This is a genomic window from Arthrobacter sp. TS-15 (assembly GCF_006964045.1).
In the GTDB taxonomy this organism is placed as follows: Bacteria; Actinomycetota; Actinomycetes; order Actinomycetales; family Micrococcaceae; genus Arthrobacter.
In genome coordinates, this window is the sequence record NZ_SDXQ01000029.1 from 183,508 (window position 1) to 207,204 (window position 23,697).

Annotated in this window: 25 protein-coding genes and 1 riboswitch; of the genes, 13 read left to right on the plus strand and 12 right to left on the minus strand. The window is 62.2% G+C overall.

Annotation, left to right across the window (positions count from 1 at the left end):
• Positions 1–43: 43 nt before the first annotated feature.
• Together EU811_RS11125 and EU811_RS11130 are read right to left on the minus strand one after the other, a co-directional pair.
• On the minus strand, positions 44–922 hold the full coding sequence (locus EU811_RS11125; protein WP_142938481.1) for a glutamate ABC transporter substrate-binding protein: 879 nt from the start codon (positions 920–922) through the stop codon (positions 44–46).
• Positions 923–978: 56 nt separating this feature from the next.
• Positions 979–1,734: an amino acid ABC transporter ATP-binding protein gene (locus EU811_RS11130; RefSeq protein ID WP_062072913.1), complete on the minus strand. Its 756-nt coding sequence runs from the start codon at positions 1,732–1,734 to the stop codon at positions 979–981.
• 163 nt (positions 1,735–1,897) lie between these two features.
• Between EU811_RS11130 and EU811_RS11135 the strand changes: the two genes are divergently transcribed.
• From EU811_RS11135 to EU811_RS11150, 4 genes are all read left to right on the plus strand, one after another.
• On the plus strand, positions 1,898–2,737 hold the full coding sequence (locus EU811_RS11135; protein ID WP_187697133.1) for an LOG family protein: 840 nt from the start codon (positions 1,898–1,900) through the stop codon (positions 2,735–2,737).
• 26 nt (positions 2,738–2,763) lie between these two features.
• Complete coding sequence (locus tag EU811_RS11140) at positions 2,764–3,096, plus strand: DivIVA domain-containing protein (protein WP_142938482.1); 333 nt, start codon at positions 2,764–2,766, stop codon at positions 3,094–3,096.
• A gap of 101 nt (positions 3,097–3,197) precedes the next feature.
• Entirely contained in the window at positions 3,198–4,397 is a 1,200-nt protein-coding gene (locus tag EU811_RS11145) for a hypothetical protein (RefSeq protein WP_187697135.1), read from the plus strand.
• 226 nt (positions 4,398–4,623) lie between these two features.
• The gene (locus tag EU811_RS11150) at positions 4,624–4,791 is read left to right on the plus strand and encodes a DUF3117 domain-containing protein (RefSeq protein ID WP_009357720.1); all 168 of its coding nucleotides are present in this window, start codon (positions 4,624–4,626) and stop codon (positions 4,789–4,791) included.
• 86 nt (positions 4,792–4,877) lie between these two features.
• On the opposite strand, the gene EU811_RS11155 is transcribed toward EU811_RS11150, so the two are convergent.
• Positions 4,878–5,510 (minus strand): O-methyltransferase, encoded by a 633-nt coding sequence (locus EU811_RS11155; RefSeq protein WP_142938483.1) that lies wholly within the window; start codon positions 5,508–5,510, stop codon positions 4,878–4,880.
• A gap of 236 nt (positions 5,511–5,746) precedes the next feature.
• Between EU811_RS11155 and sigE the strand changes: the two genes are divergently transcribed.
• From sigE to EU811_RS11170, 3 genes are all read left to right on the plus strand, one after another.
• Positions 5,747–6,370, plus strand: a complete 624-nt coding sequence (gene sigE / locus EU811_RS11160) for an RNA polymerase sigma factor SigE (RefSeq protein ID WP_142938484.1) — start codon at positions 5,747–5,749, stop codon at positions 6,368–6,370.
• Positions 6,371–6,482: 112 nt separating this feature from the next.
• On the plus strand, positions 6,483–7,325 hold the full coding sequence (locus EU811_RS11165) for a hypothetical protein (RefSeq protein ID WP_238703386.1): 843 nt from the start codon (positions 6,483–6,485) through the stop codon (positions 7,323–7,325).
• 10 nt (positions 7,326–7,335) lie between these two features.
• Positions 7,336–7,719, plus strand: a complete 384-nt coding sequence (locus tag EU811_RS11170; RefSeq protein ID WP_142938485.1) for a Sec-independent protein translocase TatB — start codon at positions 7,336–7,338, stop codon at positions 7,717–7,719.
• Between the two features lie 60 nt (positions 7,720–7,779).
• Here EU811_RS11170 and EU811_RS11175 read toward each other — a convergent pair whose 3' ends face one another.
• Genes EU811_RS11175 through EU811_RS11185 form a run of 3 tightly spaced genes read right to left on the minus strand, consistent with a single transcriptional unit; the run spans position 7,780 to position 10,907 of the window.
• The gene (locus EU811_RS11175; RefSeq protein ID WP_142938486.1) at positions 7,780–8,907 is read right to left on the minus strand and encodes an Mrp/NBP35 family ATP-binding protein; all 1,128 of its coding nucleotides are present in this window, start codon (positions 8,905–8,907) and stop codon (positions 7,780–7,782) included.
• A gap of 4 nt (positions 8,908–8,911) precedes the next feature.
• The gene (locus EU811_RS11180) at positions 8,912–9,643 is read right to left on the minus strand and encodes a DUF1003 domain-containing protein (protein WP_142938487.1); all 732 of its coding nucleotides are present in this window, start codon (positions 9,641–9,643) and stop codon (positions 8,912–8,914) included.
• Positions 9,624–10,907, minus strand: coding sequence for a magnesium transporter MgtE N-terminal domain-containing protein (locus EU811_RS11185; protein WP_142938488.1), 1,284 nt, complete (start codon positions 10,905–10,907; stop codon positions 9,624–9,626). The genes EU811_RS11180 and EU811_RS11185 overlap by 20 nt, the downstream gene beginning before the upstream one ends.
• A 76-nt stretch (positions 10,908–10,983) precedes the next feature.
• On the opposite strand from EU811_RS11185, the gene EU811_RS11190 reads away from it, so the two are divergent.
• Positions 10,984–11,820, plus strand: a complete 837-nt coding sequence (locus EU811_RS11190) for a general stress protein (protein WP_187697137.1) — start codon at positions 10,984–10,986, stop codon at positions 11,818–11,820.
• A 124-nt stretch (positions 11,821–11,944) separates the two neighbouring features.
• Here the strand turns inward: EU811_RS11190 and EU811_RS11195 are convergent, their stop codons facing one another.
• Complete coding sequence (locus tag EU811_RS11195; RefSeq protein WP_142938489.1) at positions 11,945–13,519, minus strand: aminopeptidase P family protein; 1,575 nt, start codon at positions 13,517–13,519, stop codon at positions 11,945–11,947.
• A gap of 80 nt (positions 13,520–13,599) precedes the next feature.
• On the opposite strand from EU811_RS11195, the gene EU811_RS11200 reads away from it, so the two are divergent.
• Positions 13,600–14,445: a PHP domain-containing protein gene (locus tag EU811_RS11200; RefSeq protein ID WP_142938490.1), complete on the plus strand. Its 846-nt coding sequence runs from the start codon at positions 13,600–13,602 to the stop codon at positions 14,443–14,445.
• 31 nt (positions 14,446–14,476) lie between these two features.
• Positions 14,477–15,085 carry a MarC family protein gene (locus tag EU811_RS11205; RefSeq protein ID WP_142938491.1) on the plus strand — a complete coding sequence of 203 codons (609 nt, stop codon included), beginning with the start codon at positions 14,477–14,479 and terminating at the stop codon, positions 15,083–15,085.
• On the opposite strand, the gene EU811_RS11210 is transcribed toward EU811_RS11205, so the two are convergent.
• From EU811_RS11210 to EU811_RS11225, 4 genes are all read right to left on the minus strand, one after another.
• Positions 15,058–15,972 (minus strand): DNA-methyltransferase, encoded by a 915-nt coding sequence (locus tag EU811_RS11210; RefSeq protein WP_142938492.1) that lies wholly within the window; start codon positions 15,970–15,972, stop codon positions 15,058–15,060. The genes EU811_RS11205 and EU811_RS11210 overlap by 28 nt on opposite strands.
• Before the next feature lie 8 nt (positions 15,973–15,980).
• On the minus strand, positions 15,981–17,693 hold the full coding sequence (locus tag EU811_RS11215; protein ID WP_142938493.1) for a DEAD/DEAH box helicase: 1,713 nt from the start codon (positions 17,691–17,693) through the stop codon (positions 15,981–15,983).
• A 277-nt stretch (positions 17,694–17,970) separates the two neighbouring features.
• Positions 17,971–19,455, minus strand: coding sequence for an RNB domain-containing ribonuclease (locus EU811_RS11220; protein ID WP_142938494.1), 1,485 nt, complete (start codon positions 19,453–19,455; stop codon positions 17,971–17,973).
• Between the two features lie 115 nt (positions 19,456–19,570).
• Positions 19,571–20,530 (minus strand): TM2 domain-containing protein, encoded by a 960-nt coding sequence (locus tag EU811_RS11225; RefSeq protein ID WP_142938495.1) that lies wholly within the window; start codon positions 20,528–20,530, stop codon positions 19,571–19,573.
• A gap of 156 nt (positions 20,531–20,686) precedes the next feature.
• On the opposite strand from EU811_RS11225, the gene EU811_RS11230 reads away from it, so the two are divergent.
• A complete protein-coding gene (locus EU811_RS11230; RefSeq protein ID WP_142938496.1) occupies positions 20,687–21,355 on the plus strand; it encodes a ferritin-like fold-containing protein in 669 nt (222 codons plus the stop codon).
• A gap of 22 nt (positions 21,356–21,377) precedes the next feature.
• Here the strand turns inward: EU811_RS11230 and thiE are convergent, their stop codons facing one another.
• On the minus strand, positions 21,378–22,055 hold the full coding sequence (gene thiE / locus EU811_RS11235) for a thiamine phosphate synthase (RefSeq protein ID WP_142938497.1): 678 nt from the start codon (positions 22,053–22,055) through the stop codon (positions 21,378–21,380).
• A gap of 27 nt (positions 22,056–22,082) precedes the next feature.
• Positions 22,083–22,201, plus strand: a riboswitch (TPP riboswitch).
• Here thiE and thiO point away from each other — a divergent pair.
• The gene (thiO, locus tag EU811_RS11240) at positions 22,194–23,462 is read left to right on the plus strand and encodes a glycine oxidase ThiO (protein WP_142938498.1); all 1,269 of its coding nucleotides are present in this window, start codon (positions 22,194–22,196) and stop codon (positions 23,460–23,462) included. (Overlaps the previous riboswitch by 8 nt.)
• Positions 23,459–23,695, plus strand: coding sequence for a sulfur carrier protein ThiS (gene thiS / locus EU811_RS11245; RefSeq protein WP_011775416.1), 237 nt, complete (start codon positions 23,459–23,461; stop codon positions 23,693–23,695). The genes thiO and thiS overlap by 4 nt, the downstream gene beginning before the upstream one ends.
• The last annotated feature ends 2 nt before the right edge of the window (positions 23,696–23,697 follow it).

Here is a 23,697-nt window from a genome sequence, read left to right on the forward strand (position 1 = left end):
CTGCCGCCGCCCGGAGGGGGCGGCGGCAGTTGACGGGTCCCGACTAGTAGCGGTTGATCGTAGGAAGTTCAGGTGCGGTCTTGATGACCTTGCCTGCTGTGGCTTCCCAAGCCTTCTTGTAGGTATCGTCCTTGGCGAAGCCCTCAAGCTGATCGTTGATCCAGTTGCGGAAGACAGTGTCATCCTTCTTCAGACCGATGCCGTAAGGCTCCTTGGTGAAGGTTTCATCCGAGGCGAGCTTGAAAGCATCCGGTTCCTTGTCCACATAGCCGGCAAGGATCACGTTGTCAGTGGTGACCGCGACGACCTGCTTGTTGCGCAGCGGTTCCAGGCAAGCGGTGTAGGTGGCCGCGGGGACTACCTCTGCGTTGTACTTCTCGGCGATGGTCTTGGCCGGGGTGGAACCCGTAACGGAGCAGACCTTCTTGCCGGCAACATCTTCAGGCTTGGTGATGGAGTTGTCGTCCTTATTCACCAGCAGAGCCTGGCCAGCTTCGTAGTACGGTCCGGCGAAGGAGACCTTTTCCTTACGGGCATCGTTGATGGTGTACGTGGCGATCACAAGATCGACGCGGCCCTGCTCGATGAACGACTCGCGGTTTTGGGAGACCGTCTCTACCCACTCGATCTTGTCTGCGGCGATGCCCAGTTTTGCGGCGATTGCCTTGCCCATTTCAACGTCGAAACCGACAGGCTTGCCATCAAGGCCCTTCTGGCCGAACAACGGCTGATCGAATTTGGTTCCGATCTTGATGGTCCCGGCCTTGTTGAGCTTCTCCATGGTGGTGCCGGCTTCGAAGCTTGCCGAAGCAACCGGGGGAGTAGTTGTGGTGCTGCCGCCGCCGCAAGCGCTCAGCGAGAGAGCAAGCGCAGCCGATGCGGCCACCAGGAGTGACTTCCTCCGGGTAATAAGAGACTTCATGGTGTTCCTTTCATATGGGTGGCCGCCTTACGGCCGGGGGTGCTGGCGGTAAGGAGCTAGTGGGTCAAGAGCTTGGACAAGAAGTCTTTTGCGCGGGTGCTCTTCGGGTTGGTGAAGAATTCCTCGGGGGTGGCGTCCTCGACGATCTGGCCGTCAGCCATGAACACCACGCGGTCGGCAGCCTTGCGGGCGAAGCCCATCTCGTGGGTGACCACGATCATGGTCATGCCTTCCTTGGCCAGCTGGATCATGACGTCCAACACTTCGTTGATCATCTCGGGGTCCAGTGCCGACGTAGGTTCGTCGAACAGCATGACCTTAGGCTTCATGGCAAGAGCGCGGGCAATGGCCACACGTTGCTGCTGGCCGCCTGAGAGCTGGGCGGGAAGCTTCGGGGCTTGGTGGCCAACGCCTACGCGTTCCAGGAGGGCCATGGCTTCCTTGTCGGCCGTACCCTTGGCCACTTTCTTCACCTTGATGGGACCCAGCGTGACGTTCTCAAGAATCGTCTTGTGGGCGAACAGGTTGAAGGACTGGAAGACCATGCCGACGTCGGCACGCAGGTGCGCGAGGTCCTTGCCTTCTTCGGGAAGCTTCTTCCCGTCGATGGCGATGTCGCCGTCGTCGATGGTTTCCAAGCGGTTGATCGCACGGCAGAGAGTGGATTTACCGGATCCGGATGGTCCGATAACCACCACCACTTCACCCTTCTTAACCTGAAGGTTGATGTCTTTGAGGACATGCAATTGACCGTAGTGCTTATTGACGCCGTTCAGGGAGACGAGGGCATCGCCGGACGCTTGAGTAGTCATACGACGAATCTAGCGAACAAAGAAGCAAATATGACCACGGTCACGGCAACTTCCTGAAGATCGTGACTGAACAGAAACCTGCCCCACAGCGATATACCAGACTGCAATGCAAGATGCGGGTCGCTGCCACGGAGCGCGCCTTCATCCGCGCTAGCCTTGGGCAATGAGCATGAGCCAGCACCACGTTCCCCGTCCGGATGCCAACGGCCGCGTCACGGGCACCCATGTGCCCCTCCCTTCGGAGGTCGCCCCCGCCAAGCACAAAGGCTCCCTTGAGCTTCGGCGCAAACAGGCTGACACGGGAATGTCGGACCAGCATTTGCTGGATACCAGCGGTGCCGGGCAGTTCATCCACACCGATCCGTGGCGTGTCCTGCGAATCCAGAGTGAGTTCGTAGAGGGCTTCGGAGCCCTGGCTGATCTGGGTCCTGCCGTTAGTGTGTTTGGCTCCGCGCGGACCAAACCCGGATCCGAGTACTACGAGATGGCCGTGGATGTGGGCCGCAAGCTTGCTGAAGCCGGCGTGGCCGTGATTACCGGCGGTGGCCCGGGATCCATGGAAGCTGCCAATAAGGGCGCTGTGGAGGGCAATGGGGTTTCCGTTGGCCTGGGCATCGAACTTCCCTTCGAGCAAGGGCTCAACCAATGGGTGGATTTGGGCATCAATTTCCGCTACTTCTTCGCCCGCAAAACCATGTTCGTCAAGTACGCGCAAGGCTTCGTGGTGCTTCCCGGAGGACTAGGGACTCTCGATGAATTGTTCGAAGCCATGGTGCTGGTGCAAACACGTAAGGTCACCTCCTTCCCCATTGTTCTTCTGGGAGTGCGGTTCTGGGGTCCCATGATCGAGTGGATCCGGGAGACCTTGGTGGCAGAGGGCATGGTTTCGGAGAAGGACCTTGACCTGATCCAGTTGGTGGATGACCCCGCCGACGCCGTGCACCGCGTCCTACATGGCGCGCCGTTGCCTCCGACTCCCAACGGAGACCAGCGCCCGGAGTAGACCTTCGTTTCTGGCACGATGGACCTGTGAGCTTTTTCCTGGTGTTTCTCGCGATAGTCCTCGTCGGCGCTGCGTTGTATCTCGGTGCCGGAATCGTCAAGGGGCGCTCTCTTGGATCGGGACTGGAGCAACCCGTTCCCAACCTGCCCGCTGTCCTGCTGCCGGAGGACGCCAAGCCCGTCGACGTCGATTCCCTCCGTTTTGCGCTTGGCCTCCGTGGCTATCGGATGGATCAGGTGGACCAGGTCCTCGACGAGCTCAGGGACCAGTTGCAGGCCAAGGATCGCGAGATCCAACGGTTGGGCGCGCTGGTTCAGTGTCGTGGCGAGGACGGCGAAACCGGCCGGACCCGGCAGTGAGCTCGCGGACTCCAGCCTCGCAGCCCCCTGGCTCAAAGACGCAAGGGGCGCGGGGACCCGCGGACCGGCTGTCCTTGGGTCTATCAGCTGCCGTCGCCGGAATGGCCGGATGGCCTTGGTGGCTGCAGGTTCCCTTGATATTTGTGGTGGCCCGGCTGGTCAGTGCCTGCATCTTCATGGCGGCAGCCATTCACCAAGGAACCAACCCGTGGTTCCCGCCCGCGCCGGATTACTGGAACTTCATCACTATCTGGGATGGACGCTGGTATCAGGAAGCGGCTGACAAGGGCTATCCCTCGGTCCTGCCCGTGGACGCGAACGGCGTCGTTCAGCAAAACGCATGGGCGTTCTATGCACTCTTTCCCTTCCTGGCCCGGGGTCTCGCGGCAGCCACCGGGATAGGAACCCTCCCGGCGCTCACCATCATCGCCATGGTGGCGGGTGTGGGCGCCGCTTTGGTGATTTACAAGCTCTTCCGTGAGTTCGCAGGTAAGCGCGCGGCGCTGTGGGGCGTCGTCTTCGTTTCCACTTTTCCGGTGTCCCCAATCCTTCAGGTCCCGTATGCCGAGTCCTTAAACCTGCTGCTGTTGTCCGGCTCGTTGTTGCTGGTGGTCCGCGGCCGATATCTGGCGGCAATTCCGGTAGTGCTTCTCATGTGTCTTTCCAGGCCCACGGGAGTCCCGTTTGCCGCCATGGTGGGATTGCTGTTGCTCTGGCGTCTGTGGCAGCGCTTCAGGCCTTCGGGGACGCTGTCAGCCCCCGCGTCAGGCGGTGAAGACGCGACGTCGGTGCGCAGCTTGCTCTCGCTGGGGGCGATGGTGCTTGCGGCGGGCATTGGAGCTCTCGCGTGGCCAGCCATTGCCTGGGCAACCACCGGCGAACTCACTGCCTACACACGCACGGAAACAGCGTGGCGGGGGCACGATCTTGTGCCTTTCAAGCCGTGGTTCGACACGGGTCGGATGCTGTTCGGTCCTGTGTTGGGCGTGATGGCCCCGTTCGTCTTCACGGCGCTTTTCGTGCTGGTCATGATGTCCAGGCCGGTCAGGGCGCTGGGAACTGAGTTGCGGCTTTGGTGCGCTTGTTACATGGGCTACCTGCTGGTCTTCCTTCACCCACAGACCAGTACCTTCAGAATGCTGCTGCCGCTTTTTCCCCTGGCCTTGGCGGTGGCGTTGCTCTCCAAATCCAAAGCGTACCGGGGGACGGTCGTGGTGATGTTCGTCCTCCTCCAGATCGTCTGGGTGGTGTGGCTGTGGGCGTGGGCTCCGCTCCCCGGCGGCGGGGACTATCCGCCCTGACGTGGACGTTTGCCGCGCCGGCGGAGTATGTACAAAGTCCGGACAAATGCGCGTTTGATTAGCTACGGACAGGTAATTACGGGATAATAGGACAAGAGCAAGGACAAAGCACCGAAAAGTGCCCGGCCAAGGCGGCCTCCCAAGCGGTGCCGCCGGCTGCAATTGCGACGCGGAACCAGCCCGGCCGGGTTGGCGTGACTTGGGACAAATGGAGGGGATTTTCCTAATGGCGGCTATGAAACCACGTACCGGCGACGGCCCTATGGAAGTTACCAAAGAGGGACGCAGCTTGATCATGCGTGTGCCGCTCGAAGGCGGAGGACGACTCGTTGTCGAACTCAACGCTGCGGAAGCGGCCAACCTCAAGGAATGCCTCGTAGGCGTTACTGAATAGGCATTTGGATAGATTTACAAAGCAGGGCCCGGAAAACCGGGGCCCTGCTTTTGTTTAACCTGCTTTTCCTGATGCTGGCAGGCACCCTACTTCTTGACGGCCACCAGAAGGCCGTCGCCCGTCGGCAGCATCGCCGACGCCAACCGGTCGTCGTCGCGGATGGCCTTCACAATCTGACGCAGAACCACCGTGGTTGCTTCACGCGCTGCCGGGTTGGCGACGCGGTCCTTGTCCAAAGCATCGTTGATCACCAGGGTGCCGCCTGATTTCAGGAGGCGGATTGCCTGTTCCACGTATTTGGGGAAGTTGGGCTTGTCGGCATCGATGAACACGAGGTCGTATGCGGAGTCGGTCAGTCGTGGCAACACATCCGCCGCGCGGCCTGAAATGGTGCGGGTACGGTTGGCAGGGCTACCGGACTCAAGGAATGCTTCCCTGGCGGCCTTCAAATGCTCGACGTCCACATCGATGGTGGTCAGCACGGCATGGGGGCTGAGGCCACGCAGCAGGCAAACCCCGGACACTCCTGCCCCGGAGCCAACTTCCACCACTGTCTGCGCTTTGGACGCCGCGGCAAGCACTGTCAGCACCGCACCCACACCGGGGCTGATGGGGGTAACACCCAGCTCAAAGGACCGCTCACGGGCGCGTAACAACACGTCATCCTCAGCCGGCAGATCTTCTGCGTAGGACCAGCTGCTTGACTTGTCGGCACTCATGAAGGGGTTCGCTTTCCGCGGGAAGGGGTGTTTGTACCAAGACTACTGTGTCCGCACGGGTAAACCCGCTGAAGGGATGCTCCCTGGGGCTGTGTCCATGGCCGTTTTCAGCCTTGCGGAGAAATCGCCGTCCAGTCAGGAAATTCCCAGACAAACTTGGGATGATAATGCTCCGGTCATCCATGAGGTGGGCGGCACCGAAAGTTCGGTGAACCACAGTTTGAGGGGAGTGGACGATGCCGGCATCGCATGCTGCGCCAGTCCAAACAGCGGAAAGCCTGGAGGCCGTTACTGACTGGGTCATGCCCAGCTGGGAGGAAGTGGTGTCAAACCACTCCGCCAAGGTATATCGCCTCGCCTATCGCCTGACCGGCAACAAGTACGACGCCGAAGACCTCACCCAGGAAGTTTTTGTCAGGGTGTTCCGTTCCCTGGAAAACTTCAAACCCGGAACCTTGGATGGCTGGTTGCACCGCATCACCACCAACCTGTTCCTGGACGGGGCACGGCGCAGGAGCAGGATCCGCTTCGATGCGCTCGCCGAAGATGCCGAATCCCGTTTGCCGGGCCGTGAACCCGGACCTGAGCAGAGCTTCGAGCACAATAACCTTGACCTCGACGTCCAGCGCGCTTTGGAAGAACTCCCGCCGGACTTCCGCGCCGCCGTGGTGCTGTGTGATCTTGAAGGTCTTTCCTATGATGAAGTCGCCGAGGCGCTCGGTGTGAAACTGGGAACTGTCAGGTCCCGAATCCACCGCGGGCGGACCATGCTCCGGGAGAAACTGGCCCACCGCGATCCCCGCCCGGCAGAGGCGCGCAAGCCGCGGTTGAAGATGCCCCGCATCGCCAGCATTCTTTAGGTTGTCGATGCCTCGACGTCCCCTTCGTCCGGGAGCCCCGCCCCGGCGCACCTTGGCTTCGCTGCGCCATACTCGCAGCACGGAACACCTGCAGCACTGCGCTGAATGCCGCATGGCCCTCCGCCGCGAACGGCAGTACATTGAGCGCCTTCGTGGCGCGGCCGTACCTGAAGCCAGCCAGGACCTTGCCGCGCGACTGATCCAGCACACGGAACGCCTGGCGAACGATCCTGGACCGGCTGGCTCGACGCCGCACTTCCCACCGCTGCGAAATTCGTACCGTCGTTTCCCGGGCCTTCGTATGGCAGGCATTGCTGCGGGCACCCTGATGGTCAGTGCGGGTGCACTGGCTGTGTCTGCCTACGTGATCGCCGGCGATGCCGAGCCGCAAGTCCTCGCGGGAACAAGCAGCGCCAGCGGGTTTGCCGGTGCCTGGACGGGCAGCCCCGCCGATGCCATGGTGGGACCTGCGTTCCGAGCCGGGAGCACCGTCAGTTTGAGCCCTGACCAGTTGGATTCACTTCGGGCAGAAGGTTGGGCGTGCCCTGAGCTGTCAGCAATGGGCTTCCACGTTGTATCCGCCCAAGCAACCAAGCACAATGGCAACCCTGCTGTAGAGATCCGGCTGGAAAACAACGGTCACTTTGCCACCATCGTGGAGGAACACTTGCCTGCGAACCGAGAACCGGGGCAATCTACATCCGCGCAACTCTCACTCACGCAGGGAACCCCATGGAAGGCTGTCTACACCATGCCTGCAGCCGTTATCAGTTACGCCTCCGACCTTCCGGCGGACACTGCGGACGATGCTGTCCCTGAAATCGTCCGCGCGGGGGATTCCATGTCCATGGCTCCTGCACCGGAAGATCAGGAGCCGTGGTACAAAAGGGTGCTGCGAGGCGTGCAAACCCTACTCCGTCCTGCCGGTTTAGGAGCGGCACCAGAGACAAGGTAATCTTCGTTACGTGCTTGGAATCAATGGCCCGGAGTTCATACTTCTTCTGATTATCGGCGTACTCGTCATCGGTCCCAGCCGTTTGCCCGAATACACTCAAAAGCTGGCCAACCTGGTTAAGGAAGTGCGTCGGATGGCATCCGGCGCCCGCGAGCAGATCAAAGAAGAAGTCGGCATCGACATCGATGAGGTCGATTGGAAGAAATACGATCCCCGCCAGTATGATCCCCGGCGCATCATCAAGGATGCTCTTCTTGATGACGACAAACCTGTCAGTGCCGGAGCACCCGCCGCCGCTGCTGCAGCCGTAGATGTCAAACCCAAGACTCCGGTGCGGGTCATTGAGAGACTCGCCGAGGGCGAAGCCGCACCCTTTGATACCGAAGCGACCTGAGCCGGAGGAGCTGGCAGCCCCTCCAAGGACGCGGCGCTCTGCCGGCCCGGACCAGTAGGCTCAGCGGGGCTGGATCCCCAACGGCATGCCGGACAGCCCGCGGGGCCGCGTGGCCAAAGAGGCAGCAATACCCTCCAGCGCTTTCGCGGCAGCCGTCTCTGGTGCTGCCAGAACCACAGGCTTCCCGGCGTCGCCACCCTCCCGTAACCGGATATCCAGCGGAATCTGACCGAGGAGTGGCACGTCGGTTCCCACAGCAGTGCTCAAACGCTCAGCGAGGATTGCACCGCCTCCACTTCCGAACAATTCCATGCGTTCGCCGTCGGGCATTTCCAGGTAGGACATGTTCTCGATGATGCCGGCCACCTTCTGTCCGGTCTGGGTGGCGATGGTGCCGGCTCGTTCGGCCACATCAGCGGCAGCTGCCTGCGGGGTGGTCACTACCAGAATCTCTGCGTTGGGTAGAAGCTGCGCCACCGAGATCGCGATGTCCCCCGTGCCGGGAGGCAGATCCAGGAAGAGGGCATCGAGGTCGCCGAAGTAGACATCGGTCAGGAATTGTTCAAGGGCCCTGTGCAGCATGGGGCCGCGCCATGCCACTGGCTGGTTGCCGTCAACGAACATGCCAATGGAAATGACCTTGACGCCGTAGGCCACGGGCGGAAGGATCATGTCGTCCACCTGCGTGGGTTTTTGGGTGATCCCCATCAGCCCGGGCACGGAAAAGCCGTGCACGTCGGCGTCCACGATGCCCACACGGAGGCCCTGGGCGGCCAGTGCGCAGGCCAGATTAACAGTGACAGAGGATTTGCCTACACCGCCTTTTCCGCTGGCCACGGCGTACACCTTGGTCAGGGAACCGGGTTTAGTGAAGGGTATGCCGCGTTGTCCGGCTGGTCCGCGGAGCTGTTCCTTGAGGGCTTCACGCTGTGCCGGCGTCATGACCTTCAGCTCCACGTCTACACCGGTGACGCCTTCCACATGGAGGAGGGCGTCTGTAGCGTCCTTGGTAATTGTTTCCCGCAGGGGGCACCCGGCGATGGTCAGCAGAACAGCCACATGCACGGTGCCGTCATCATTGGCCGTTACCGACTCCACCATGCCAAGTTCGGTAATGGGGCGCCGTAGCTCGGGATCAATGACGGTTGCCAAGGCAGCATTCAGCGCCTCGACCGATGCGATGCTCATATGGTCAGGCTCGGCTTTCAGGGTTTTCGGGCGATGGTTTGGTGGTTGAATGCTGCGGACCTGCGGCGCGAGGGGCGCGGACTCGGGGAATCTGCTGGGTGCGGGGCCCGCGCGATTTGTCCCGCTTGTCCTTCAGCTTCTCCTTGACCCTCTCGCCGGGTGATTCAGTGCCGTCAGCGGCGGCATCGCCCTCGCGAAGTTCCTCTTGGGCATCAATGATGTCTTCAAGCAGGCTTCGGAGTTCGGTCCGGACATAGTCACGGGTGGCCACTTCACGCAAGGCAATGCGGAGCGAGGCCAATTCCCGTGTCAGGTACTCGGTGTCGGAGAGATTGCGTTCGGCCCGCTGGCGGTCCTGCTGGAGCGAGACGCGGTCGCGGTCGTCCTGCCGGTTTTGGGCCAGCAGCAGGAGCGGCGCGGCGTAGGAGGCCTGCAGCGAAAGCATCAGCGTCAGCAGGGTGAAGCCCAGCTCCATGCGGTCGAACTGCCAGTCCGTGGGAGCGAAGGAGTTCCACGCAAGCCAGAACACACAGAACACCGTCATGTAGACGAGGAACGTAGGCGTGCCCATGAACCGGGCGAAGCCTTCGGTGGCGTTTCCAAAAGCGTCCGGGTTCGGTGAGAACTTGGGCAGGATGCGTTGACGTCCGCTCAGGGGCGTATCGAGGCTGCTGCTTGAGCGTCCCGTGGACTTGGTGGATCGGGTGGCGTTGTTATCAGCCAATGCGGCCTCCAAGTTTCCTTATAGGGGCGTCGTCCTCGTGGGCGCGCCAGTCATCCGGCAACAGGTGATCCAGCACGTCATCAACAGTCACCGCCCCCACAAGGCGGCCGTCGTCGTCCACGACTGGAAGTGAATTCAGGTTGTACGTCGCCAGGGTCCGGGCCACTTCGGAGATGTGGGCTTGGTCCGAGAGCGGCTCAAGGTTTTTATCGACGAGGTTGCCCAGCGGTTCCGGCGGAGGGAAACGCAGGAGCTGCTGTATATGCACCACGCCCAGGAAACGTCCGGTGGGGGTTTCCAGGGGCGGACGGGCAATGAAGATGGATGACGCCAGCGCGGGCGAGAGTTCTTCACGCCGGACGTGGGCAAGGGCTTCGGCCACCGTGGCTTCCGGAGGCAGAATGACCGGGACAGGAGTCATGAGGCCACCGGCGGTGTCTTCGTCGTACTCGAGGAGGCGGCGGACGTCCTCGGCTTCCTGGGGTTCCATGAGTTGAAGCAGCTCTTCCGCCTGGGCGGAGGGAAGCTCGGCCAGGAGGTCGGCGGCGTCGTCAGGATCCATCTCTTCGAGGACGTCGGCGGCACGTTCCACATCAAGTGCGGAGAGGATCTCCACCTGGTCATCTTCCGGGAGTTCCTGGAGGACATCTGCCAGGCGTTCATCCTGAAGCTCACTGGCCACTTCAAAACGCCGTTTGTCGCTCATTTCCTGCAGTGCTTCAGCGAAGTCGGCAGGTTTGAGGTCTTCGTGGGTGGCAACGAACTGCGTTGCGGCCTGTGGCTCGTTGTGGCCGCCGGTCTGGGCGTCGGCCCAATCGATGATCAGTGTCTCGTTGCGGCGGAGCCTGCCAAAGGGCGACAGGGAGTGTCCACGACGGACGAACAGCTTGCTGACAAACCAGTCCTTGGACCTGTGCTGGTCCATGGCGATGTCCTCGATCGTTGCGTCTCCACTGCCATCGGCCAGCGTCACGCGGCGGTCGAACATCTCAGCCACCACCAGAGTTTCGGCACCGCGCTGCTCGAAGCGCCGCAAGTTCACCAGTCCGGTGCAGATAATTTGCGTCTGGTCGATGGACGTAATCCGCGTCATGGGAACGAAGACCCGCTTCTTGCCCGGAACTTCAACCACGATGCCCACCACATGGGGAGCGCCACGGGTGCCGCGGGAGAGCACCACGACGTCGCGCAACCGGCCAAGACGATCGCCCAGGGGGTCGAAGACGTCCAAGCCGAGCAAGCGCGCGACAAAGACGCGTGAGGGATGTGTGCTCATATTTACAGGCTACCGAGTCTGCTCTCTTTTAGCTGAATTCCAGCCGCTACACATGTCCATGAGACACAATGGGGCTATGTCAAACATTTTTGGTGGTCCCAAAGCCGTTGAGGAGTCCCGCAGCGTCCCCCAAGGGGACACCGTAGGCTCGTACACCTCGTATTTGGACGCCCAGAAGGCGGTGGACTACCTGGCCGATCAGCAGTTCCCTGTTCAGCTGGTGTCGATCGTGGGCAATGACCTCAAAATGGTGGAGCGGGTGACCGGCCGCCTGAGTTACCCGAGGGTGGCACTGTCCGGTGCCCTCAGCGGCATGTGGTTCGGCCTGTTCGTCGGCGTCATGCTGTCCTTCTTCACTCCGGCCGGGGGTCCGTTCTCCATCATCACCTCAGTTCTGATGGGTGCGGCATTCTTCATGCTGTTCGGCATCGTCACTTATGCCACGCAACGCGGAAAGCGTGACTTCACCTCCACCAGCCAGGTGGTGGCCACTAATTACGACGTCATTGTCGCAGTGGAGGCAGCCCAGGAGGCCCGCCGACTGCTCCATCAGCTGCCGATGAACCCGTCCCAGGCTGCTAAGCCGCAGGCCAGCGGCTACAACCAGCCAAGCGCGCCCTTCCAGCAGCCCGGTCAGGCGCCTGAGCGGCCCACCACGTGGAATGATCCCTATGGCCAGCGCGCCCCCGAGCCCAGTGGCTCAAGTGCCCCGGAGGGACAGAACGCAGCCCCGGCGAACCAGCCGGCACCATCCCCCGCGCCGGCAGCTGTCCGGTACCCCGACCTCCCGGACGGACGTCCGCAATACGGTGTTCGGGTAAGCGACGGACAGGCTCCTGCACGGAATCATGAACAAAACGCGCCGCAGGAAGATTCACAGCAGTCCAGCTCCGAGGATTCTTCCAAGCAGTAGACGCCTCCGCAGGACAACAATTTTCCTCAGTACAGATTTTCCTCACGAAAAAGGGAAGGCCACCGGATCCCCGGTGGCCTTCCCTTTTGTTCTGTTGAGTCCCTGGGTTATTCCAGGGGCCTGGTTAGCCCTGGGCTTCCTGGTAGATGCCTGCCATCCAGGACTCGACGTCGTCGGCCTTGCGCGGCAGCGCGGCGCTGAGGTTGACGGGTCCGTCGGAGGTCATGAGGATGTCGTCCTCGATGCGGACGCCGATCCCGCGGTACTCCTCGGGGATGGCGAGGTCTTCGTTCTTGAAGTACAGGCCAGGTTCGATCGTGAAGACCATGCCCTCGGTGAGGATGCCATCAAGGTAGAGCTCACGTTTTGCCTGCGCACAGTCGTGGACGTCGAGTCCCAGGTGGTGGCTGGTGCCGTGAGGCATCCAGCGACGATGCTGTTGGCCCTCGGGGGAGATTGCTTCCTCGACGGAGACGGGCAGCAGGCCCCATTCAGCCAGGCGTTCGGCCAGGACCGTAGTTGCCGCCGTGTGGATGTCCCGGAACTTCACGCCCGGTTGTGCGGCCGCGAAGCCGGCGTCTGCGGCGTCGAGTACAGCTTCATACACCTTCCGCTGGACGTCGGTGAAGGTGCCGGTGGCCGGAAGCGTGCGGGTGATGTCAGCTGTGTAGAGGGAGTCCGCTTCCACTCCGGCATCGAGGAGCAGGAGTTCGCCGGCGTTGACGGTACCGGAGTTGCGGTTCCAGTGCAGCACCGTGGCGTTGTTGCCTGACGCTGCAATGGTGTCGTAGCCGAGTTCATTGCCTTCCTCGCGGGCTCGGGCAAAGAAGGCGCCTTCGACTACCCGCTCGCCGCGCTGATGGGTCAACGCGCGGGGGAGTGCGCGGACTACGTCAGCGAAGCCTTCCACCGTTGCAGCCACGGCAATCTTCATCTGCTCGATTTCCCAGTCGTCCTTGATCAGGCGCAGTTCGGACAGTGCTTCGCTGAGCTTCTCATCCAAGGCGTCCAGTTCGCCGAGGTCAAGGTTCTCGGGGTCCTTGGCCGTGTTGTAGCGGGCGGTGTCCACTAGGGCGTCAATGTTCTCGTCTGTTTTGCGGACCAGCCGAATGGAGATGCCGCCGATTTCCGGGGCGCCAACATTCTTGGTGATCGCCATTTCGAGCTCGGAGATGTGGGCCGTGGGAAGGCCGAGACGGGCTTCGAATTCGGCCAGTGTGGGGCGCGCACCTATCCAGAACTCGCCGGCGCGCGAGTCAGCGTAGAACTGTTCGGTATCCCGGCCGGCCAACGGGCGGAAGTAGAGCGTGGCAGTGTGGTGACCGCCGTCGTCGCCCTTTCCTTCGGCTACGGGCTCGAGGATCAGTACGGCGTCGGGCTCGTGGTCCAGCCCCAGCCCCGTGAGGTGGGCGAACCCGGAGTGGGGGCGGAAGCGGTAGTCGCAGTCGTTGGATCGGACCTTCAGCGGACCGGCCGGGATGACTAGACGTTCGCCTTTGAACTGTTCGGAAATAGTACGACGCCGGCGTGCGGCGTGGTCTGCAACGGCGTCACGCGCAGGGGTCACCTGCGGGGCGGGCGCCCAATTGCTGGCCATGAATGCCTTGAAGGCATCTGATGTGGGCCTTTGCGAGCGGTTGTTGACACGCTCTTGCAGCGGCTGGGAGGACGAGTTTTGGGTGTTTTCGGCATCGTTCACCGTTACATCGTCCCACCAGTTACGTGAGGAGGCCAACGCCGCAGCACTCCAAGCGGGCCCGTATCCCATAGGCTGGGAAAGTGAGGATAGACCTGCATGCGCACTCGAATGTTTCCGATGGAACCGAGACACCGGCCGGGGTGATCATTTCCGCCGTCTCGGCCGGTCTGGATGCCGTGGCCCTGACAGACCACGATTCCACAGATGGCTGGGAGCCTGCCGCTGCCGCCGCACGGGAGCATGGCATTGCATTCGTACCCGGGATGGAGATCTCCTGCCGTACGGAGCAGGGAATCAGCGTCCACTTGCTCAGTTACCTCCACGACCCCGCCCATGCCGGCCTGCTGGAGGAAATTACCAAGTCCAAGGATGCCCGGCTCACCCGTGCCGAGCATATGGTCACTTTGCTGTCCGAGGATTATCCATTGACCTGGGACGACGTGATCCACCATGTTGCACCCGGTGCCACGGTGGGCCGCCCCCACATTGCCGATGCTTTGGTGGCCGCCGGCGTGGTGGCGGATCGAACGGAAGCGTTCACTTCCATCCTCACCTCCCACTCGCGGTATTTCGTGCAGCACTATGCGCCCAACCCGGCTTTCGCCGTCGAGCTTGTCCGCGCGGCTGGCGGCGTGCCCGTCTTCGCCCATCCGGTGGCTTCATCGAGAGGACGGATCGTGGGGGAGCGTACTTACCGGGACATGATTGATGCCGGACTGTTGGGACTTGAGGTTGAACACCGGGACAACCCGGAGGAGGGCCGCGCTTTCCTCCGTGGCCTGGCGGTCGAACACGGCTTGCTCATGACAGGATCTTCCGACTATCACGGGGCAGGAAAACCCAATCTCTTGGGCGAGAACACCACCCCGCCCGAGGTCTTGTCCAGGATCGAGGAGCTGGCAACGGGCAGCACGGTCATCCGGTGATGCACGGGCATTCCGTGAGAGGAGTCCGCTGATGGACCTGCAGCTGCTGGCCTCCGTGATCATCACGTTGTTCGTGATCATGGATCCGCCGGGTACAGTCCCGATATTCATGTCCTTGACGGCCCAAATGTCCGCCAAGGACCGGAATCGTTCCGCGTTCCAAGCCCTCTTGGTGGCCACAGGTGTGATCGTGGTGTTCGCGATCTTCGGCCAGTCGATTCTCAACTACATGCACATCTCGCTGGCGGCGTTGCAGGGTGCCGGTGGCCTGCTCCTGGTGCTGATCGCGCTGCAGCTGCTCACAGGCTCCACCAGCGGCGAGGAAAACGCCGCCAAGTACAAGAACGTGGCGTTCGTGCCGCTGGGCACACCGCTCATGGCCGGGCCGGGCGCGATTGTTGCCGTCATGGTGTTCGTGCAGCAGTCCAGCCAGCTCGCGGAGTATCTGGCGGTGGGTCTGGGCATCGCTGTGGTGCTTGGCTCGTTGTACCTGGCGATGCGCTTCGCGGGCGTCGTTCAGCGGGTCCTCGGTGAAAACGGTGTGGAGCTGGTGACGCGGATCGCCGGCCTGCTGCTCTCAGCCATTGCCGTGCAGATGATCGCGGACGCCGTTCAGGCTTTCGTGAAAGGTGCTGCCTGATCCTGGCTGGTGTCCGGCAAGGAACCGCTCCGGCGGAAGTCTGCCTTGTTGCCCAGCCTTTTCCGCATGACGTCGATGGCTTGCTCGTTCTGGTCGACGCACACAAAGTTGCGGCCCAACTTGGCTGCCACAGCTCCGAGGGTCCCTGAACCAGCGAAGAAATCGAGGCACCAATCGCCCTCACGGCTTGATGCGGAGACAATCCTGCGTACCAGGCCCTCGGGCTTTTGGGTGGGGTAACCGGTCTTCTCGCGGCCGGTAGGCGAGACGATGGTGTGCCACCAGACATCCGTGGGCAGCTTGCCGAGCTCACGTTTGGCGGGGGTGACCAGGCCAGGTGCCATGTACGGTTCCCGGTCCACTTGGGCGTTGTCGAAGTGATACTTGGTGGGGTTCTTGACGTACACCAGAATGTTGTCGTGCTTGGTGGGCCAGCGGTTCTTGGCGCGGGCGCCGTAATCGTAGGCCCAGATGATCTCGTTAAGGAAGCATTCCCGGCCGAAGATGGAGTCCAGCATCACCTTGGCGTAGTGGACTTCCCGGTAATCCAAATGCAGATACAGGGTGCCGTCGTCGGCCAGCAGCCGCCAAGCCTCCACGAGCTTGGGCTCCAGGAAGGACCAGTAGTCGCTGAAGGCGTCGTCGTAGCTGTGCAGGGCGCCCTTGATGGTGTCGTAAGAGCGGCCTTTGAAGCCGACGCGGTCGCCGTCGCCGTCCGCGTTGCGGACCATGCGGGTTTCCTGGCGGCGTTGGACCCGGCCCGTGTTGAAGGGCGGGTCCACGTAGATGAGTGTGAAGGCGCCGTCCGGCAGCGTAGGGAGGAATTCCGCGTTGTCCGCGTGCACCACCAAGTTGCCGCCGTCCGGCGCCCAAACAGATTCAGTCATTGAGGTTTTTAGGCCTCGGTGCTACCGGACTGGGCAGCTGCGGTCTCACCGGAAACCACTTCGCCGTTGCGGCGGCGCGTGCGGGTCCGGCGCGTGCGGGCCGGCTTTTCTGCGTTGTCTGCGGTGGCAGTGCGGGTTTCCGATGCACCGGCAGCGGGGGCTGTCTCACCATCAGAGGTACGACGGCGGCGCGTACGGTTGCGGCCACCCTCGCCCTTGGATCCGCTGGACTCGGCGTCGCCGGACCTACCGGAGCGTCCACGACCGCCATCACGACCGCCGTCGCGCTTGCCGTCACGTCCGCCATCGCGGCCTGAGCCGCCGGAGCGTGCATTCTTCTTGCCGGTTTCGCCGAGGTCCTCGAGGACTTCGGCGTCAACGCCGGCGAGGACGCGCTTGTTGCGCGGCAGACGACCCTTGGTGCCCTCGGGAATGTCCAGATCCGTGTACAGGTGCGGCGATGAGGAGTAGGTTTCAACGGGCTCGGGAACACTAAGTCCGAGGGCTTTGTTGATCAGGCCCCAGCGAGGCATGTCGTCCCAGTCAACAAACGTGACGGCGGTGCCCTTGTTGCCGGCGCGGCCCGTACGTCCAACGCGGTGCAGGTAGATCTTTTCGTCCTCCACGCACTGGTAGTTGATGACGTGGGTAACGTCATCGACGTCGATGCCGCGGGCTGCGACGTCGGTGGCCACCAGGACGTCAACCTTGTTGTTGCGGAACGCGCGGAGGGCCTGTTCACGGGCGCCTTGGCCGAGGTCGCCGTGAATGGCTGCAGCCGCGAAGCCGCGGTCCACGAGTTCCTCGGCAACCTTTGCGGCGGTGCGCTTGGTCTTGGTGAAGATGATGGTTCGGCCACGTCCGCGGGCCTGCAGGATGCGGGCCACAACCTCGGTCTTGTCCATGCTGTGCGCGCGGTAGATGAGCTGGCGGATGTCGCGCTTGGTCAGGCCTTCATCATTGGGGTCGGCTGCCCGGATATGGGTGGGCTGCGTCATGTAACGGCGAGCCATCGCGATCACGGGGCCGGGCATGGTTGCCGAGAAGAGGAGGGTCTGGCGGACTGCGGGGGTGCCGGCAATCAGGGTTTCCACGTCCGGGAGGAAGCCAAGGTCCAGCATTTCGTCGGCCTCGTCAAGGATGACCATTTTGACGTTCTTGAGGCTGAGGTGCTTTTGCTTGTAAAGGTCGATCAACCGGCCGGGGGTGCCGACAACGATTTCCACGCCCTTCTGCAGGGCATCAATCTGGGGTTCGTAGGCACGGCCGCCGTAGATGGTGGCGATGCGGGCGTTGCGCTTGCGTGACGCGGCCTGGAGGTCGTTGGCTACCTGCACGGCAAGCTCACGCGTGGGGACGATGACCAGGGCCTGCGGTGCGCCCGGGACAGCGAGCTTGGCGTATCCTGCATCATCCCTCCCGGCGACGCGCTGGAGGGCGGGGATGCCGAAGCCCAGCGTTTTTCCGGTACCGGTTTTGGCTTGGCCGATGATGTCGTGGCCGCTCAAGGCGACCGGCAGGGTCATGGCCTGGATCGGGAACGGGTGTGTGATTCCGGCGTCGGCCAAAGACTCAACGATGTCGGCGCGGACGTTGAAATCAGCGAACGACTTCTCTTCGATCTCGTGGGGCGTCTCATCCGAGATGATCGTTTCCTCGGGTTCGATGGATTCGGTTCCGGTGGAGTCCGTCAGGACTTCGTGGGTATGCAATTCACTCACAGGGAGTTTCCTTATTCATTTAGGCATTGGCGCTGCATGCTCAACGGGGCGGTAGAGCCGTACCGGAGCACGAACGGGCGCGCAAGCAAATCCAGTGGAAGCCGATCGCGGGCTATCTAAGTACTGGCACTGGTGACCAGTTGGTACATCTCAAGATCGCGTAGGGGCGGGCTTGTTGAGTTCAAAAATTAACTGAATCAACGACCGGGCATCCATTACTACACGCCCAGTCTATCCTCTGAGGGCCGGAAAGCCCGGATCGCCGCATGAACGCCGGTCAGGGCAGCAGCTCGAACCTGATTTCCCGGCTGGCAATGTCGGCCTTGAGCAACCGCACCCGGACTGTGGTTCCGGACTCCATTTCTCCGTCACACCGGGCGGTAACCGCGGGGTCTGCTATCTGTATGACGCCGAAGGGCCCGTTGCCGTTGCTGCTGCCGTTGCCGTTCTTTGAGCTGGATCCGTTGGAGGGTTTGGATCCGGAAATGACGACGGCGTCGAATTCCTGGCCGATGTGATTGGCCACCAAGGCTGCTTCCACGGTGTCCAGTGCGGCGCGCTCAAGGCGTCCGGCCAATTGGTCTGAGGAGGCCATGATCTCCGGCAGCGAGGGGAGTGCTTCCCGGGCCCATTGCGGGATGTCGTGGTTGTTGCTGAGTGCTTCGCAGATCACCAAGACAAAGCGATCGATGAGCCGCCGCAGGGGTGCGGTGGTGTGCGCATACGGAGCCCCGATGGCTGCTTGGATGACCTCCGCGGGCACCTCACCGTCAAAGGGTGTGTAACCGGCGCCCCTGAACAACATGCCGGCAGAGTGCAGGATGGCCAACTGTTTGGGATCGGATGCGTCCAAGGTCCGCAAATATTCGCCATAGGATACTTGGCCGTCCCAGGGCTTTCCGAGTGCAGAAGTCTGGCGCTTGAAATGGAGCAGGGATCGATCGTCAGGTGCCGGCATGGTGCGCAGTATCCCCACTTTGCCATCAAGCATCATCTGAGCTGCGGCCATGCCGGTCATGAGGGATATCTGCGCGTTCCAGTCCTCAACCGGCAGCGACGGCGCAGCGACGATCCTGTACCCGCCGCCGTCGGTGGCTTGAACTATTTCCTGTTCCGGCATGTTCAGGCTTGCGCCCCCACGTTGCCGCTCCAGCTCAACGCGTTTGAGCCCTACTTCTTTGAGGAGCTGCAGAACGGGTGGGGCCGTACCGTCGTCGAGTTGCTGTTGAGCGCCCTTGTAGCTCAGTTTGGCCCTGCTGCGCACGGCAGCCCGGGCAACGGTGACCGTCTGAACTTCGGCTTTGGCATCCAAGTCAAAACGCCACACGAAAGCACTGCAATCCTGGTTGGCAAGCAGGCTGCCGGCGTTCTCGCTGATAACTTCCGGATGCAACGGGATCCGCCCGTCAGGAGCGTAGAAGGTTTGTCCGCGTTGACGCGTTTCTGCGTCCAACGCCCCACCCGGAGCCACGAAAGACGGAACATCGGCGATTGCGTAGAGGACCGTGTAACCGTTACCGGTGCGGTCGATGAACAGGGCCTGGTCCAGGTCGGTGGATGTCGCCGGATCGATAGTCACAAACGCTATGTCCCGCAGGTCCTGTTCCGGAAGCTCGAGGGCGTCTACGGCCTGCTGTGCTTCTTCCACAGCGTCTGCAGGGTATTCACCGGGGAGTTCCAGCTCTGTCCTGAGAGCGGCAAGGGCCGCGGCGAGCTGGTCCGATGAGTCGTCGACGTTGGGTGCTATCCGATGATGTGACACGAAAATCAGGTTAGCCCGAAATGGGCCGATAGTCTTGGACGCGCTAGCGAAGGAACCCGCCGTCCATGAGGGACGGCGGGTTCCTTCTTTGAGCGCGTAAGCCTGTCCGGGTGGGTTATTGACCGGCCGGAGGTGTCAGCGTGAAGGTTGCGGCCTCATCGCCATAGACATCAGTGACCACGATCTTGGTGGGGCCGTTCTTGATGTCGAACGCGATCACTCCCTGTTTGACCTCCCCCGTGGCGACGCTCCCCATCGGCAGGCTGCCCAGGTCCTCAGTGAGGAACAGCAACTCACCTTCTTTTCCGTCAGCGTCGAAGGCCTGGAAGTTCGTTGAGGAAGCGAAGCTTGTCCCCGTCAGTGTCTCCCAGGACACCTCCACCACGAGGAACCCCCCGTTGGCGGGTTTCATGTACGACATCGAGGGGATTTCGTTGGTGTAAAGAGAATCGACCACGCCCACCTTTACCTTGGTGCTGTCATCAACATCCACGGTGAAGGAGTTCGCCTCGTTGGCAGTGCCAGGCGAGGGCACCAGGGGCCCTTGACTGGCGGAAGGGAGCGGTGCAGCAGGTGTGGTTCGTCCCTGCTGGACTGCAGCGGCGAAGAGGGTGAAAGACAGCGCAGTGGACACAATTCCCACGATCACACCAGCGAACCAGACGACGATGGTGATGATCCACGCCTTCTTCTTGTTCTCCAGGTAGCCTGCCAGCGGCCTGCCCTCTTTGTCCCGGGCGTTTCCTGTCAAGGTGATGATGAGGTCCACAATGGACCAGATGCCGAAGCCGCCGGCAGTGAGCAGCTTCGCGATTCCAGTACCAATCTTGCCCAGATAGAAGCGGTCCACACCCAAGCCACCCAGAAGCAGCGCCAAAATCCAGGTGGTCATGAAGGACTTGGCCGGAACCGCCCCGCCCGTAGTTCCATAAGGGCCTGAAGCCGGTCCGGGTTGGTAGCCAGGCTGTGCTCCACCTTGGAACTGGCCGCCGTAAGCATAAGGCGCGGCCGGGACCTGCGGAACTCCTGATCCGGCATCGTTTTGGGGCGCGGGCGGGTAACTCGGGTGACTCATGGAAATTCCTTCAGTGAAGTGGGTGCGAGGAGGAGGACGGGCGGTATGCAGGGCACATGGCAGTCAACTCACGTCGAGCCAGCCTAGTAGGAACGAGGCCGGAAGCAGAACGCAAACCCCGGGAATCTCATGCCCGGCCAGGGATAGGCTGGGTTCATGGGCATATCCCCGGACGCCGCAGCCTCTGCCAGGGAACTCTCAGCGGAGTTGCTTGGAGCCATGGCCTATGGCGAGCTGTCTGCTTTCGGACGGCTCTCGCTGGACTCCCGTTATGCTCCCACCCTTCATGACAGGTCAGTGCTGGCGAAGATCGCTGTGGGTGCCTACGGCAACTTCGCGCTCCTCAGCGATCGATTGGTGGAGATGGGGGTCGACCCCGAACATGCGATGCTGCCGTTCCAGCGTTCCTTCGACCATTTCCACGAGCGCACCAAACCGGGAGACTGGTTCGAATCCGTCATGAAGGCCTATGTGATCGACACTGTGTCGTCGGACTTCTACAGGGCTGTCGCGATGTTCCTTGACCCACAAACGCAGCATTTTGTTGAACGGGTGGCTTCCCCCGATCAAGCCACTGAAGTCCTTCGGGTTCTGCTGAGGAGGGCCCTGAGTGATGACCCACGCCTGGCATCGCGCCTTGCACTGTGGGGCCGCCGCCTGGTGGGAGAGGCCTTGACGCAGGCGCAACGCGTCTGCATGGAGCACCCGCGGCTGGGCCCAACGCTGAGAAGCGGAGGGGACTCGCGTGCTGAGGTGAAACGGCTGACGACGGAACTCGCCGGGAAGCATTCCCGCCGGATGACGGGCCTTGGCCTGACAGCGTAGACGCCGGCCAGCTCAGGACCGGCTAGGGCTCAACGGTGTCCAACACCTGCAGCAGCGACTTCGCTGCCGCCGTCGGGTCTGTTGCCTCCGTGATGGCGCGCACGACGACGATGCGGCTGGCCCCCGCGGCGACCACCTGTTCAACGTTGCTGTGGTCGATGCCGCCAATGGCGAACCACGGAAGTGTCGTCACGTCGCCTGCACGTTTCTGTGCCTCTGCGGCATATGTGACCAAACCCGGACCCACAGCCGCGCGCCCGGGTTTGGTGGGCGTTGCCCAGACCGGACCCACACAGAAGTAGTCCAGTCCCAAGGGGCCTTGGGCGGTAGCAATTGCCGCGTCGATTTGTTCCGGTGTGTGGGTGGAAAGACCGATGCCGGTGACATTCGGCAGGAGTGTGCGGGCGGCCGTCAGAGGCAGGTCCTTCTGACCGATGTGGAACACGGGAGCCCCGGAAATACTGGCAACATCGGCCCGGTCGTTGACAGCCCACAGCCGTCCGTGCCGTTGTGCGACGCTCCGCAAAACGGCCAGCATTTCAAGCTCCTCGGCAGCTTCCAGCGTCTTGTCGCGGAGCTGGATGATGTCCACACCACCGGCGAAAGCGGCGTCCACAAAGTCTTCAAAATCGCCCTGCCGTTGACGGGCATCAGTGCACAAATAGAGGCGGGCAGAGGCGAGGGCGTCAGGCTGGGTCATGGAAACCAGAGTAGTTCCTCTAAACTGGGCACGTACTGCGGGAGCCGCGACATTCGTCATATGACTGTCCGGCTGAGAGGGCTTCAGCGCCGACCGCTTGACCTGATCCGGCTAGTACCGGCGTAGGGAAGGAAACCAATGGCAGATCCCCGCCATACCCCCATCCAGGCAGACGTGGCCGTCATTGGCGGCGGCATCATAGGCCTGGGCATCGCTCATGAAGCCCGGCGACTTGGCCGTTCAGTGGTGCTGATCGACCCCGCCCCGGCCTCGGGCGCAACGTTCGCCGCCGCCGGAATGCTTGCACCCGTCAGCGAACTGCATTACCAGGAGGAAGACCTCCTGGAATTGATGATTGAGTCTTCCCGGCTGTGGCCCTCCTTCGTGGACAGACTGCACTTGGGGGGAGCGGGCAGCGGATACCGCACGACGCCCACCCTCGCCGTGGGTGCCGACGCAGCCGACCGCAGGGCGCTCGCAGACCTCAGGAACGTACAGCTCGCAGCTGGCTTGGGAGTCGAACCTCTTGCCCTGCGGGACGCGAGGAACCGCGAGCCGCTCCTTAGCCCGCAGATTTCCTGCGCTTTCGACATTCCCGCCGACCACCAAGTGGATCCACGAAAGCTCGCCGCGTGCATCCTGGCTGGATTGGCTAACCATTCGCCTGACGACGCCTCCTGGGTGCCCGGGGCCGATGACGGATTCGCCGTTCTTTCCCCGGCGCGCGGTGTGCTGCGGGATGGCGGGCGGGTCACCGGAGTGGAACTCGAATCCGGAGTCGTGGTCCTTGCCGCGGAGACTGTGGTGGCCAACGGGCTGGGGGCATCCCACGTGTCGGGGCTCCCTGAGGGACTGACCCTTCCAGTGCGGCCGGTCTATGGCGACATCCTCCGGCTTCGCGTCCCCGAAAAGCTCCGGCCCTTGGTGACGTCCACTGTTCGGGGGATGGTTCGAGGCGTTCCGGTTTACATCGTTCCCCGGGACGACGGAACCGTGGTGATCGGAGCGACGCAACGCGAAGACCGGTTGTCAGCGACTTCCAACGCAGTCTCGGCCGGCGGCGTCTATCAACTGCTGAGGGATGCCCAAACTCTGGTCCCCGCAGTGGCGGAACTGGAACTCCTTGAAGCAACTGCCCGCGCCCGCCCCGGCACTCCGGACAACGCCCCCCTGCTTGGACGGGTCAGCGGTCCCCACGGCGACATTGACGGCTTGGTGATCGCTACAGGATTCTTCCGCCACGGTGTACTCCTGACTCCCGTAGCCGCCAGGATCGTGGGCGAACTCATCAACGGATCCAAGGACCCTCGATGGGCTCCGTTCCTGCCTGATCGCTTCGCGGGCAACGCTTCAGTTCCCCAAGTACTCACACCAGCAGCACACGCTCCCACCAAGGAAACAGCATGAACATCAAACTCAACGGAACCGATCACGCAGTCTCCGATGACGCATCCGTCAGCACTCTGGTCACAGCGATCACGGGCCGCGCCTTGGACCCTCGCGGTCAAGCGGCCGACGGCGGCAAGCTGGGAGTCGCGGTTGCACGTAACTCCGAGGTGGTGCCCCGCAGCCAATGGGCCGTGACGGCGCTGGCCGACGGAGACGAACTCGAACTCGTAACAGCAGTCCAAGGAGGCTGAAC